Genomic DNA, 13,378 nt, shown 5'->3' on the forward strand with positions numbered 1-13,378 from the left:
TTCCCACGCTCCGCGTGGGAATGCAGCCCGGGACGCTCCGCGTCCCCTTCGAGAGCTGGAACGCGGAGCGTCCCTTGAGGCATTCCCACGCAGAGCGTGGGAACGATCATCGCGAGCAAGCCCGCTCCCACAGGGTATTCAGCGTGCCCGGAAGATCGGCACTCAGGCGGTCAGGGAGTAGATCAACGCCGAAATCGCCACCAGGCCAACCGCCGTCACGAAGACGTTAGAGGCTTGACCACGGAAGCGCGCCATCGCCGGAACCTTGCGGATTGCGTACATCGGCATCAGGAACAGGATCGCCGCGATGATCGGGCCACCGAGGGTTTCGATCATGCCGAGAATGCTCGGGTTCAGAGTCGCAACGATCCAGCAGACCACCAGCATGAACGCCGCGGTCATGCGGTCCAGCGTCTTCGGTGCAGGGCGTTTGCCGCTCTTGATGATCAGGCCCTTCAAGCCTTCGCTGGCGCCGATGTAGTGGCCCAGGAACGACTTGGAAATGGCGACGAAGGCAATCAACGGCGCCGCGAAGGCGATGGTCGGGTTGCTGAAGTGGTTGGCCAGGTACGACAGGATCGACAGGTTCTGCGCCTTGGCTTCCGCCAGTTGCGCCGGCGACAGGGTCAGCACGCAGCTGAAGACGAAGAACAGCACCATCACCACCATCAAGAGGTGGGCACGGGACAGGATCTGCGAGCTGCGCTCTTCGGCATGCGCGCCGTAGCGACGCTTCTGGTCCACCGCGAACGCCGAGATGATCGGCGAATGGTTGAACGAGAACACCATCACCGGAATCGCCAGCCATAGCGTGTGCAGCAGCGCCGACGACTCAGGCAGCGTGGATGCAGTGCTGAGGATGCCGCCATTCCAGTGCGGAACCAGGAACACCGCCAAAAACAGCAGCGCGACGATGAACGGATACACCATCAGGCTCATGGCCTTGACGATCACCTGTTCGCCGCAACGCACCACTGCCAACAGGCCGAGAATCAATACGAACGACAGCACGGCGCGCGGTGGCGGCATGATGTGCAGTTGATGTTCGAGGAAACTGCCCACGGTGTTGGTCAGGGCTACGCTGTAGATCAGCAGGATCGGGAAGATCGCGAAGAAATACAGCAACGTGATCAACGCGCCGGCCTTGATGCCGAAGTGCTCTTCCACCACTTCGGTGATGTCGGCGCCTTCGCGGCCGGACAAGACAAAGCGGGTCAGGCCACGGTGGGCGTAAAACGTCATGGGGAATGCCAGCACCGCCAGGATCAGCAGCGGCCAGAAGCCGCCCAGCCCCGCGTTGATCGGCAAAAACAGGGTGCCGGCCCCGATTGCCGTGCCAAACAGGCCCAGCATCCAGGTGGTGTCATGGCGATTCCAGCTTTCTAGGCTCGCTGGTGTTGCCGCTACATAGCGTTCGTCGACGCTATTGGCCTGATCATTCATCCGCTCGGATCTCCGCTTTCCGGTCACTTGCCACCCGGTCAGGACGAGTCGGAAAAACCCGACAGGCAGCGCCCTGGCCGAAACAGGGGCGCGATTGTCCGGGATTAATCAACAGAAGCAAAGACTTAGCTGAGGAATGGTTATGCGGATCAGATGCAGCTGACGCTATGGCAACAAATCCTCTCCATCTGCCCCGCTCTGATCTAGTGTTGTCATTAGAAGGATCGCAGGCTTCGCCAGCTCCGACACCGGGAGCCAAAGCCCCTGACCATTGCCAAACCGCTCTGGAGTCAGCAACCTGAAACGACGTTCAAACCCCGACATTCCGCTGCCCACAGGAGCCCAGCATGACCGCAACTGTTCTGGTACTGGTTGAAACCATTAATGAATACCTGCCGATTCTCGAACATCAGGGGTTTCATTTGATCCTGGCCCCGACCCCGGCCGAGCGCGCCGCCGCCATTGCCCGACAGGGCAGCCAGATCGATGCGGTGCTGACGCGCGGTCCATTGGGCCTGCGTGCCGATGAAATGGCCGCCCTGCCCAACCTTAAGATCATCTGCGTGATCGGGGCCGGTTACGAACACGTCGACCTGCAAGCCGCCGCCGACCGTGGTATCACCGTCACCAATGGGGCCGGCGTCAATGCCTCTTCCGTCGCCGACCACGCCATGGCGTTGCTGCTGGCACTGGTGCGCGATATTCCTCGGGCCGATGCTGCCGTGCGTCGGGGCGAGTGGCCGAAAATCATGCGCCCTTCCCTGGCCGGCAAACGCCTGGGCATCCTCGGCCTCGGTGCCGTCGGCATCGCTATCGCCAAACGTGCCGCCAACGGCTTCGACATGAGCGTGAGTTACCACAACCGCCAGCATCGCAGCGACGTGCCCTACAGCTTTTGCTCGACGCCGACCGAACTGGCACGCCATTCGGATTTTCTGATCGTTGCCGCACCCGGCGGGCTCGGCACTCAGCACTTGATCAACAGGCAGGTACTCGACGCTTTAGGGCCTAACGGATTTATCGTCAACATCGCGCGGGCCAGCGTGATCGTCACGGCTGACCTGATCAGCGCGCTGGAACAACGACGGATCGCTGGCGCCGCGCTGGATGTCTTCGATAACGAACCCCAGGTGCCGGACGCCCTCAAGGGGCTGGCCAACGTGGTTCTGACCCCACATGTCGCCGGGTTGTCCCCGGAGGCCACCCAAGGCACCGTGGAACTGGTCGGCAAAAACCTGACGGCGTTTTTTTCCGGTCAACCGGTACTCACCCCCATCGCTTTACCGCCGCCGTCGGCAGCCGCCCGCAACACTCATTAAAGGGCGCACTAAAGGACGCCCAACAGCGTCCAGAGTCGACGGGATTCGGCATCGGCGCTGATCAGTTCTCCAAGCAGCTCACTCAGGGGCTTGTTGCCCCATTCCACACCTCGTTTGATCAAATAGGGAACCGGGCTGTGGGGTTCGGTGCGCGCCAGGTACTCGGCGATCAACAGCAATTGCCGGTACGCCTCTTCACGACTCGCCGGCTCGCTGAACACCTGAGGCGCCGCAATGACGAGCGGCACGTCGGCCAGGCTCGATGCCACCACCGCTGGAATTTCGACAGGCGCCGGGGTCGGTTTTCGTGGGTGCATGGCGATGAACTCCTGAACCAGCGTCAACAACGCTTCAATCACGTCCTGCAACGCTTTGAAGCCTGGGGCCTGATTGCCGAGATAAGCGTCGCTCCACACCTCCAGGCGTTGCAGGTGCTGCTGGCTGAGCAGCAGCGTGCCCTGGCTGCGCAACCAGAATGACAACGGGGTGGCGCGAATCTGTTCGGTGAGTTTTTTCTGTTCGTTACGCGCGTTCTCCGCCGAGGTCTTGGCCGTTTTACTGTCGCTGGCCTGTACCTGTTGCAGCTGCAACCGACGCCAGGCATCCAGACAGAAGCCATCGAACTCGTTGTTGCGCGGCTCGAACACCGGCACTCGGGTCAGCAACACTTCAGCGTAGCGTCGAGCCAGCCATTCGAGCGGTATCACCCGCCATGACTGATCGCCGTCCTCAGCCTGTGGGTGCAGGTGCTCGGGATAGCGTTCGCATAACCCGGCCACCAGCGCCAGGCTGCCCGGCAAACCTTCGAGCCCGTCCTGATGCAGCCAGGCCTCACCCAACCAGGCGCTGAGCATCAAATCCTTGCTGCGTTCAAGCAGCAGGCTGGTGGTCAGTTTTTCCAGTTCCGGCCATTGGGCGCGTTTGATCGACGACTGCCACACCCCCGTAGGCAAACTGGTGTCGTCCTCACGGCGAAGTTCGCGCAACCGGTCGAACTCGGGTTCATAACGCAGATCCTGGCCACAGGGCGCCTGCTCGCTGATCGGTTCGAGCAGTTGGGTGATCAGTTCCGGCAACGGCGTTGAAGGTTGATTCACAGGCCCTCCTTATCGGATTCGATGTCATGGGCCTCAATGCCCGCGGTCGATCTCGTCACCATGAACGGTGAGCGTGGGGCACGGGTTGGCAAGGGCTGAATGGACAGCGGCAATTTCGAGCCCTGGGTCATCAACGACAGGCGCACAAACATCAGGGTTTGCTCGGTGGTGGTGGTGCTGGCCTGCGTCGTCACGGGCAGGCGCAAGGTCAACGGAAAGTCCGTGTAGTCCATGTTCGGCTGGCGTTGCACCGACACGTGCGAACGCATCAAGCGCAACAACGACCACGGCCCGCTGTACTCCCAGCCCGCTTCCAGATCCCGCACCACCAGGCTCGGCTGCAACGGATCGTTGGCCGGACGCTGGTAGCCATTTCGGGCCCAACGCAAGGTCAGCCGGATCGGTTGGCCAACCATCCAGCGCAGGTTCTGCTGAGCCTCACCGGGGTAGCTGAGCTGTTGATTGCCGGCATTCAAGCCCCAGGCAATCACCTGATCGGCACCGCGCTCTTCCTCTCGATCGGTGCGCCAGCGCACGTCCATCTCCAGCCCCAACACACCGCTTTTGTCGCGTACAAACATCGGGCCCAGCCACGTGCTGGCTTGCTTCAGACGATTGAGAAAGTCCTCGGCGGCCAGGCGCTCCGGGGCCTGGCTCAGCAACAATCCGGCCTGCGCCACCGGCAAACGCTTGTCGATCAGCTCCAGCAAATGCTGAACCCTGGCCGGATCGGCGTCGGCGGCCTGAAGGCCATTGGCAAACGGAAAGCGCTCCGCCAGGTACTGATTGAAATAGTTGGCCAGGTCGTTCCACGCCGCCGCAGCCTGTTGCTGTTGCAGGAACTGGCAGCGCTGCATGGCGGTTTGTTGCAGATCCACCGCCCGCAACGCCAGGGTTCCGCGCCCGCCAGACAGGTTGGCGGTTTGCAGGATCTGGCCGCAGGACGTGGCGTCCATTTCGATGAAGTCGCGACTGACCAATTGTTCGATCTGCGCCGGCGAACTGGCGGGGTTCTGCTCCTTGTACTTGAGCAGTTCGTCGTTGAGCGCACTGAACTGCGTCACGCGTTCATAATCCAGCGCCGAGAGGTTCTGTTGCTGGACTTTGAGCCATTCCAGCGCCGAGGTGCGTCGCTCGGTAATCCCGAGCATGGTGTTGAATTGCTGCTTGAGGCTCAGTTTCAAATCCTGCACGTCGTTGGCGCCATACAGTTGCAGGCCGAGGTTTTTCGAGCCGTCCCACTGGCTGATTTCAGTGCGCCCGCTGAACAGCGGCTGGGCGACGATTTCGTCGAGGCCGCTGACGATTTCGGCCAGGGCGCGGCGGTTCAAGGCAGTTTGCAAACGTGTGGCCAGATCGCTGCGACGCACCTCGATAAAGGCTTTCTGCAAGGCAATCGCCTGGGAGGCCTGCACATTGAAGACGCCCCTGTTGGCCTGCGCATTGTGCTCGCGCAGGCTCGACAACATGGCCTTGACCACTGCGCCTTCGGCCGCTTGCAACAAGGCGCCGCGATACGCCGGGGGAATGCGTGGCAACTCTTCGGCGGCGTAACTCTTGTAGCTGGCGAAATAGTTCAGCGCACTGTCGAGGTCGTCGCCATCAACGCCCTGCCCTTGCCCATCCGGGGCTTCAGAGCGATCCGCCTGTAAGGCGATGGCCACAAAGTCACGCTTGAACAGCGCCTGCACCGCGTTGTTGAGCTGCACCACATGTTCCTGCAAGACCAGTTGCCCGCTGCCTTGCTGGATCAATAAATTGTCCCGGGAGCCGGCCTGGACGATCCATTGATCGCGAAAACTCTGTTGCAGCTTGGCCGCCTGCATTTCCAACTGTTGTTCCAGTTGCGGTCCGAGCAAGGCGCTTTTGCGCACGTTGTCCAGCAACTCGCGATAGCCAGGCACCAGGTCCTGCCCCTTGCCGCGCCCCCACGCCGAATTGGTCAAGCCGATCACCGTTTGCAGGTCATCGACCAGTGCGCGCAAATCTTCGAGCTCGGTGAGGGAGTTGCCACTGCCGGCTTCCAGCCGTTCCAGATGCAGCTTGAGATAACCGGCCTGGCGCACGAAATTGTCGGCCAGGAAATACTGGTCCAGCCAGCGCTCCATCAGCCCGAGGAAATTTTCCTCGATCACCGGGCGCTCGACGGTCAGGTCCAGCGGTCGCAAATCGCTGCCATCGGCATCGAACAACGCACGGTTGTAAAAACCGGCGCGGTGCAACGTGCCGACGTTGAGGTTCAGCGACAACGCGTTGTTGCTCAACAACACCAGGTCTTCGAGGGGCGCCTTGGGGTTGTTCAGCGCCTGACTGAACCACTGGTTCTGCTGCTCCAGATTCACCGCACGCTCCACCAGATCCTTGGCCTTGACGTAGTTTTGCCATTGGGCCGGATCTTCGCTTTCGACGTTGCCCCGTCGTTCGGTGTTGCGGATGGTCTTGAGTTGCGCCAGCTCCGCGCTCAACAGGTCGCGCAACGGCAGCATCAAATGGCTCTGGGCGGTCAGGCGCAACTCGCTCGCCAACTGCGCATCCAGCGAAGAGAACCAGGAGGTCGGAAATACCACTGAGGTGAAGCTCCAGCCCGGCGCCTTTTCCAGCACCCGCCAGAAACCCTGGACGTTGCGCCGGGTCGACTCCAGCCGATGAGATTCATCCGTGACCGCCGCGTAGTTTTTCTGCGCCCCTTGCAGCAGGCGCGACAGTTCATGGGCCTCCTTGACCGAATCCTGCCAGACCCACAGCATGCCCGCGCCCCAGACCAACGCAACCACCAGCGCCACCCCACCGATCACGCGCTGCCAGCGCTGACGCAGGCGTAACAGACGCGGCACCACCTGGGCCAGACCACGTTCGGCGACCACCCGCCGCTGCCACAATTGCCGGGCAAAGGCGCTCTGCTGCAACCCGGTGTCGTAGGCCGAAAACCCGTCGGCGCTGTCTTCCGAGGGCTGATTGGCAGTGAAATAGATACCGCGAAAGCGCGGTGCCTCACCTTGAGCATTGCCCTGGAAAACCGGCTCCAACAAGGATTGCAGATGGCGTCGCAAGGCTTCGAAACGTTCCGGCAAACCATACAGCTCAGTGCTCAGTTGCCCGGACAAGGCGCCGATTTCGATGATCGATTCCGCCAGGGCCCGAGTCACCTGATCCAGTGCCTGATCGCTCCATTGCGCTTGCCAGACCGCATCGGTCCCATGGGGCGACGACCAGCCCAGCGTGCGTTCGCGGGCCTCGACCGGCAGCGCGGTGATCAACTCCTGAAAGCCCGGCAACTCCTCCATGCCGGTAATCACCACGTACACCGGCAGGCTCAGCCCGAACCGTTGCAACAAATCGATGAAGCGTCGACGCGCCGCTAACCCGAGGGTCGCGGCTTGCTCGACGTTGCCCAATCGACTGACCGGCACCGTCCAGATCACTCCGTCCAGCGGACGTTGACTGCGCAAGCGCAGGATCAATCCCAGCAAGCGCCACCAGCCGCCGCGTTGCAGGTGCATGCCTTCATCTGGCAAAAACAGCGCCTGTGGCACCACCAACACTGCACCTTCAGGGTCCGACCACCAGCGACCGAACCAGGCCGGTTTGTCGGTGGGCTGCAAGCGCCACTGAGTACACAATTGCGTGCCCTGGGTTTCGTTACCGAGCATCAGCAGCCATGGGATCTGATAACGGTCCTGGGCGCCCTGCTCTTGCTCCATGTGCCGCACCGCCAGGTAAAAACTGCGAATCGCCGCACCGCTTTGCGTGCGCAACCACCAGACCGCCACCCCGACAATCGCCAGCAGCAACAGCACGGCGATGATGAGGCCGATAATCCCCAGCGTGCTCATGAGTCTTGCTCCGAGACGGACACGGAATCGGTCATCTGCAACACCGGTTCGAGCTCCAGACGAATGTCACGCCAAAACAGCTGCCCCAACCCGGTCAGCAGCAGGACCATGGCGAGAATCCCCACGCCCAGGCGAAAACCGTCGGGCAACGAAAGGCGCACCGGCAATTGCAGCGGCGGCACGGCCGAAGGTTGTTCGAGCCGGGCACTGACGTCGGCATAATCCGCCTCGTGCTGCCAGGCAAAGGTGAACAGCGCCAGGCGCCATTTTTCATGCTGGGCCTGATTCTGTTCGCCGCGCAGACGGCCCTGAAACCCCAGCACCAGACACTGCAAATAAACATTGGCCAGATCGCGAGTGATGGGGAGCTGCTCGTCTAGCAGTTCCTTGATCGCCAGCGGTATTCGCTCACCGGCCTGACGGCTGGCGTACAAGCGCGATTCCAGCGGTTTTTCCTGCCAGGCCGACTGGCCCGGCCACGGCGTGAACAGCAAGGTTTCATCGACCAGCGCGACGAAGGCATAGACCAGCGCCTTGACTTGCTCGGTGGCGGCGTCGCCGACTTTGGCGAATGCCGTTCGCCACAGTCGTTGGGAGATTTGCGTGGACAGTTCGACCACCGCCTCCACCAGCGCTTCGTCTTCGCTGTCCTTGGGCAACTGGTTCCAGTCCTGGGACCATTGCTGCCAGGCCTGGCGAAAAGCACTGCTCAGAGGTGCTTCGTGGAGGCCTCGTGTACCCGACCCGACATTGCCCTCAGACATAGGACGTTCCTTCCTTGATCAAGCACTCTCACTCGCCTGGGCGACAAACAACACCACTTGCCATGGACTGCTGGCCAGCCTGGAAGCCGGTGCGGCAATCAGCAACGGCAACTGCCCGTCGAACCATTGGCCTTCGGCCGTCACCACAAACAACCGCGTATCGTCGCCGACGCTGTAGGCCACTTGTTCATTGCGACTCATGGCCTGATGGGACAAACCGCTCATGCGCTGGCGACTGAGCAGCGCGATGTGCGGCTGCGACGCAATGATCGCCCCGCGCAACCATTCGCTCGCGGCCTGCTCGCTGGCACCGTTGGGCATGCGCAAACCGATGACCAGCCGTTGGCTCGGCTGATCGTCGGGCAATTGAATCGAGAAGGTCTGTTCACTGCGTTCGAACGCCAGGCTGCGATAACCGGCGCGGATCAGTTCGAGGGTCTTTTCAAGCCAGTCGAGCACCGCTTCATAGCCGCGCTGCAGTTCAAGAAAGTCCAGCGGCGCGAACGCCGGAACGCCGGCCAATGGATCAAGCGCCGACCAGGCGCCGGCCAGCCCGAGCAGCAAGCCATACAGCGCCTGAGGCGTCGCCACTCGACTGTTCAGCAGGCCTTCGACCTCCGGCAGCCGCGCCCAGAGCGCCGTCAACTGGCGGCGAATTTCCAGCGCGTCGTCCTGATTGCCGGCCTGCTGCGCCTGGCGCAAACGACCGGCGAGGAACATGCATTTCTCCCGCGCCCTGGCGCACAGCCCCACCACTCGACGACCCAACACCGAGTCGGGCAACAGGCATGGCGTTGGCGGTGTGTAGGGCAACGGAAGAAAACCGCCGCCCTCCTTGCGAATTCTCAGCAGTGGCAGGCAGACGGAATCCGCCTTGTTCAGTTGCGTGCACAAGCGCGGGTTCGGACGCCAGACCGTGATCGACTCGGGGTACTCGCCGCTCGTGAGGTCCGGCAACGCATCGCCGACCACCGATTGCAGTCGCCCCTTGAGCGGCAGCAACTGCCCGGCGCGCCACAGCGGACTGATTGCCAGGTACACGGTGACGGTGGCGTTGTCGGTGGCGTCGATCGCTTCACTGACGTCGAGCTCCAGCATCGGCCCGACACCGGCCTGCAGATTGACCGGCAAACCGTCCGGCAAGGTCGCCTGCAAACTGATCAGTCGTACCAGCCCGGCGCTCAATGCAGAGGGATCGAATTCGACGCGGGTCACGCCCCAGAACCACGGATTACAGGCCTGGGCGAAATGCGCCACCAGCGCTTCGGCCCGCAGCCCTTGCAACTGAAAATGCTGGGGCAACAACTGCATGCCCTCATGCCAGCAAACCGCGTCAGGTAGCAGACTCATACGATTCCCTTCGACCTCTCGTGGCGCCGCGCAAAAATGGGCGGCCTGGCCCAATGTCTGTCAGTTAAGACGCGGAACCTGTGGGAGCGGGCTTGCTCGCGAAAGCGGTGTGTCAGGCGACTTCAATGTTGACTGTGCCGCCGTCTTCGCGAGCAAGCCCGCTCCCACATGGATCGCGTTTAACTGACCGGTATTACGGCCGGGCTCCTACATGTCTGTTCGCGCATCCTAATCTCTGTGTTCAGTTCGGGTGATCGCTGACCAGCGTCATCTCGCGACTGTCGAACTTGAGCCAGGCGCTGTTCTGATCGTCCAGCCGTAACCGGTGTGCTCCGGGAGTGTTATAGCTGGCGAAGACTAAAAGTCCAGCCGCCCGCTTGCCCCCCAGCGGGAAGGGTTGTTTGTCGATGAATTGACCGGGCACCAGCTCCAGTCCCCAGACCGTCATCAGCTGTCGGTAGTCACGCTGGAACTGCTCGCGTTCGGCGAACCACTGCCGGGCGGTGATACCCGACAACTGCTTGAGCAGATCCGCGTCGTTCACCGCAATGAAGTCCACCGCGATCGGCGTGTCATCGTTGGCGCGGGGCGCGACGTCCAGCGTCAGGTTATCGAGGTCGACACGAGGTCCGAACAACGAACACCCGGCGAGTGACAGGAGCAGAACCAAAGAAAAAAAACGTGCGTACAAAATGAATTTTCCTTTTCTCGATACAGTCCAAAAATGCTTTTTGTTTGCTTTTTTATAGACCTGTTCTAGCGTCTTGGGTAGTTCGGTCGGCACGACGAATGTGGAAGGTTCGTCAAAGGAATGACAGGTCCTCTGCCCTCCCTTTCTAACCTACGGTCCAGTAAGGGAATGCGATGAAACGGGCCTCCCGATGCATTGCGCCCGCCTCATGCATCGGAGTCAGCCACCATGGCAGAAAGTACTCAGCACAAGCTCGACAGGGTTCGCCCGCCCCGGGTGCAAATCACCTACGACGTCGAAATCGGCAACGCCATCGAGAAGAAAGAATTGCCGTTGGTTGTCGGCATCCTGGCCGATCTCTCCGGCAAGCCTCTGGAGCCACTCCCGAAATTGAATGAACGGCGCTTCACCGAAATCGATCGCGACAACTTCAACGAAGTGCTCGCCTCGATCGGCCCGCGCGCCACCTTGCAGGTCACCAACACCCTCAGCGGCGACGACAGCAAACTCAACATCGAGCTCAACTTCAAACACATCGACGACTTCGATCCGGTCAAGGTGGTTGAGCAAGTCACTCCGCTGCGGCGTCTGTTCGAAGCCCGTCAGCGTCTGCGCGATCTGCTGACCAAGCTCGATGGCAACGATGATCTGGACAAGCTGTTGCGTGACGTCATCGCCAACACCGAGGGACTGCAAGAGATCAAGTCTGCCCGCCCGGAAACCGCCGCCCCCGCCCCCGCCCCCGCAGGCGATGCAGAAGTACCGGCCGAACCGCAAGCCTGATCGTTCATCCACTTAGGGAGAATTTGCCATGCCCGCCTCATCCGCCGCCCAGAGCCAAGCCAGCGACAGTACCGCCCAGACCTTGTCTCTGCTCGATGAAATAATCGCCAAAGGCCGCATGGCCCATGACGACAGCCAGCAGGATTACGCCCGCGACATGCTCGCGGAATTCGCCACCCAGGTACTCGACGAAGGCATGGCCATCGACAAGGACACCGTGGCGATGATCAACGACCGCATCAGCCAGATCGACGAGCTGATCAGCGCTCAACTCAACGAAGTGTTGCACCACCCGGACCTGCAAAAACTCGAAGCCTCCTGGCGCGGCCTGCACCTGCTGGTGAAAAACACCGAGACCAGTTCCCGGCTGAAACTGCGTCTGCTAAATGTGACCCAGAAAGAGCTGCAGAACGACCTGGAAAAAGCCGTCGAGTTCGACCAGAGTGCGCTGTTCAAGAAGATCTACGAAGAAGAATACGGCACCTTCGGCGGCCACCCGTTCAGCCTGCTGGTGGGTGACTACACCTTCGGCCGGCACCCGCAGGACATCGGCCTGCTGGAGAAACTCTCGAACGTCGCCGCGGCCGCTCACGCGCCGTTCATTGCTGCCGCCAGCCCCCGGTTGTTCGACATGAACAGCTTCACCGAACTGGCCGTGCCGCGTGACCTGTCGAAAGTCTTCGAAAGCCAGGAGCTGATCAAGTGGCGCTCGTTCCGCGAAAGCGAAGACTCGCGTTATGTGTCGCTGGTGCTGCCGCACTTCTTGCTGCGTCTGCCCTACGGCCCTGACACGTCGCCGGTGGAAGGCATCAACTACGTCGAAGACGTCAACGGCAGCGACCACGGCAAATACCTGTGGGGCAATGCTGCGTGGGCCTTGTCGCAACGAATCACCGAAGCCTTCGCCAAGTACGGCTGGTGCGCGGCGATACGCGGTGCCGAAGGCGGTGGTGCGGTGGAAGGCCTCCCGGCCCATACCTTCCGCACAACCTCTGGCGACCTGTCGCTCAAATGCCCGACCGAAGTGGCGATCACCGACCGACGCGAGAAAGAGCTCAACGACCTCGGCTTCATCGCCCTGTGCCACAAAAAAAACAGCGACGTGGCAGTGTTCTTCGGCGGCCAGACCACCAACAAATCCAAGCTCTACAACACCAACGAGGCGAACGCCAACGCGCGGATTTCGGCGATGTTGCCGTACGTGCTCGCGGCCTCGCGTTTCGCGCATTACCTGAAGGTGATCATGCGCGACAAGGTCGGTAGTTTCATGACCCGCGACAACGTGCAGACCTATCTCAACAACTGGATCGCCGACTACGTGCTGATCAACGACAACGCGCCGCACGAGATCAAGGCGCAGTACCCGTTGCGTGAAGCTCGAGTGGATGTGACCGAGGTGGCCGGCAAACCGGGTGCCTACAAGGCCACGGTGTTCCTGCGGCCACACTTCCAGCTCGAAGAGCTGACCGCGTCGATCCGCCTGGTCGCAACCCTGCCGCCACCGGTAGCCGCCTAAAGTCGGTGAAACTTCGTGGCGAGGGGGCAAGCCCCCTCGCCACAGGTCTAAATTGAATTTCTTCAGGAGTTTCATGCGATGGATGCAATCATTCTCGACCTCGGCGGCGACATCAAAGGCGATAGCCTGCTCGAGGGTTACAAGGACAAGATCGAAGTCATGTCCTACAGCCACAACGTGGCGATGCAAGTGACCAACGACGTCAGCAATTCGGAGCGTACCTCCGGCAAGCCGCACATCGGCGAGTTCACCCTGACCAAATTCGTCGACAGCTCGACGCCCTCTCTCAACGAGTATTGCTGCGCCGGCAAACCAATCCCGGAAGCCAAAATCACCATCGGCCGCAACGCCGCCGAAGGCAGCGGTCAACTGATGCCATTCATCATCTACACCCTGACCAACGTCGTGCTGTCCAACGTCAGCGTCAGTGGCGGTACCGGTGGTAAACCGGTGGAAACCCTGTCGCTGAACTTCACCAAAATCAAGTGGGAACTCACCGCCCAGAAAGACGACGGCACCAAGGAAGGCACGGCCGCCTCGACCTGGGACATGGCCGCCAACAAGCTCGTCAAGTAAGCGGAC

At 61.2% G+C, this 13,378-nt stretch carries 10 protein-coding genes; 4 read left to right on the forward strand and 6 right to left on the reverse strand.

From position 1 onward, the window contains the following. Window positions 1–162 precede the first annotated feature (162 nt). Complete coding sequence (locus ACQKPC_RS21925; RefSeq protein ID WP_427626233.1) at window positions 163–1,443, reverse strand: serine/threonine transporter; 1,281 nt, start codon at window positions 1,441–1,443, stop codon at window positions 163–165. Between the two features lie 347 nt (window positions 1,444–1,790). On the opposite strand from ACQKPC_RS21925, the gene ACQKPC_RS21930 reads away from it, so the two are divergent. Beyond that, window positions 1,791–2,762, forward strand: coding sequence for a 2-hydroxyacid dehydrogenase (locus ACQKPC_RS21930; protein WP_427626234.1), 972 nt, complete (start codon window positions 1,791–1,793; stop codon window positions 2,760–2,762). 8 nt (window positions 2,763–2,770) lie between these two features. Here the strand turns inward: ACQKPC_RS21930 and tssA are convergent, their stop codons facing one another. From tssA to ACQKPC_RS21955, 5 genes are all read right to left on the reverse strand, one after another. After that, window positions 2,771–3,859, reverse strand: coding sequence for a type VI secretion system protein TssA (gene tssA, locus ACQKPC_RS21935; RefSeq protein ID WP_427626235.1), 1,089 nt, complete (start codon window positions 3,857–3,859; stop codon window positions 2,771–2,773). Continuing rightward, complete coding sequence (locus ACQKPC_RS21940; protein WP_427626236.1) at window positions 3,856–7,692, reverse strand: type VI secretion system protein; 3,837 nt, start codon at window positions 7,690–7,692, stop codon at window positions 3,856–3,858. Before ACQKPC_RS21940 ends, tssA begins: the two co-directional genes overlap by 4 nt. Further along, a complete protein-coding gene (locus ACQKPC_RS21945) occupies window positions 7,689–8,456 on the reverse strand; it encodes a DotU/TssL family secretion system protein (protein ID WP_427626237.1) in 768 nt (255 codons plus the stop codon). Before ACQKPC_RS21945 ends, ACQKPC_RS21940 begins: the two co-directional genes overlap by 4 nt. A gap of 18 nt (window positions 8,457–8,474) precedes the next feature. Then, complete coding sequence (gene tssK, locus ACQKPC_RS21950; RefSeq protein WP_427626238.1) at window positions 8,475–9,806, reverse strand: type VI secretion system baseplate subunit TssK; 1,332 nt, start codon at window positions 9,804–9,806, stop codon at window positions 8,475–8,477. A 241-nt stretch (window positions 9,807–10,047) separates the two neighbouring features. Further along, the gene (locus tag ACQKPC_RS21955; RefSeq protein WP_427626239.1) at window positions 10,048–10,497 is read right to left on the reverse strand and encodes a type VI secretion protein; all 450 of its coding nucleotides are present in this window, start codon (window positions 10,495–10,497) and stop codon (window positions 10,048–10,050) included. 228 nt (window positions 10,498–10,725) lie between these two features. Between ACQKPC_RS21955 and tssB the strand changes: the two genes are divergently transcribed. From tssB to ACQKPC_RS21970, 3 genes are all read left to right on the forward strand, one after another. Next, window positions 10,726–11,280 carry a type VI secretion system contractile sheath small subunit gene (gene tssB / locus ACQKPC_RS21960; protein ID WP_427626240.1) on the forward strand — a complete coding sequence of 185 codons (555 nt, stop codon included), beginning with the start codon at window positions 10,726–10,728 and terminating at the stop codon, window positions 11,278–11,280. A gap of 28 nt (window positions 11,281–11,308) precedes the next feature. Then, entirely contained in the window at window positions 11,309–12,796 is a 1,488-nt protein-coding gene (gene tssC, locus ACQKPC_RS21965) for a type VI secretion system contractile sheath large subunit (protein ID WP_427626241.1), read from the forward strand. A 78-nt stretch (window positions 12,797–12,874) separates the two neighbouring features. Further along, window positions 12,875–13,372: an Hcp family type VI secretion system effector gene (locus ACQKPC_RS21970; RefSeq protein ID WP_007906301.1), complete on the forward strand. Its 498-nt coding sequence runs from the start codon at window positions 12,875–12,877 to the stop codon at window positions 13,370–13,372. Window positions 13,373–13,378 lie beyond the last annotated feature (6 nt).

It is taken from the genome of Pseudomonas sp. NPDC089918 (genome assembly GCF_050280605.1).
Taxonomy (GTDB): Bacteria; Pseudomonadota; Gammaproteobacteria; order Pseudomonadales; family Pseudomonadaceae; genus Aquipseudomonas.

Coding starts and splice junctions, on each gene's coding strand:
- ACQKPC_RS21925 (WP_427626233.1), bottom strand. CDS start 1,443: ATGAATGATCAGGCCAATAGCGTCGACGAACGCTATGTAGCGGCAACA.
- ACQKPC_RS21945 (WP_427626237.1), bottom strand. CDS start 8,456: ATGTCTGAGGGCAATGTCGGGTCGGGTACACGAGGCCTCCACGAAGCA.
- ACQKPC_RS21930 (WP_427626234.1), top strand. CDS start 1,791: ATGACCGCAACTGTTCTGGTACTGGTTGAAACCATTAATGAATACCTG.
- tssK (WP_427626238.1), bottom strand. CDS start 9,806: ATGAGTCTGCTACCTGACGCGGTTTGCTGGCATGAGGGCATGCAGTTG.
- tssC (WP_427626241.1), top strand. CDS start 11,309: ATGCCCGCCTCATCCGCCGCCCAGAGCCAAGCCAGCGACAGTACCGCC.
- ACQKPC_RS21970 (WP_007906301.1), top strand. CDS start 12,875: ATGGATGCAATCATTCTCGACCTCGGCGGCGACATCAAAGGCGATAGC.
- tssB (WP_427626240.1), top strand. CDS start 10,726: ATGGCAGAAAGTACTCAGCACAAGCTCGACAGGGTTCGCCCGCCCCGG.
- ACQKPC_RS21940 (WP_427626236.1), bottom strand. CDS start 7,692: ATGAGCACGCTGGGGATTATCGGCCTCATCATCGCCGTGCTGTTGCTG.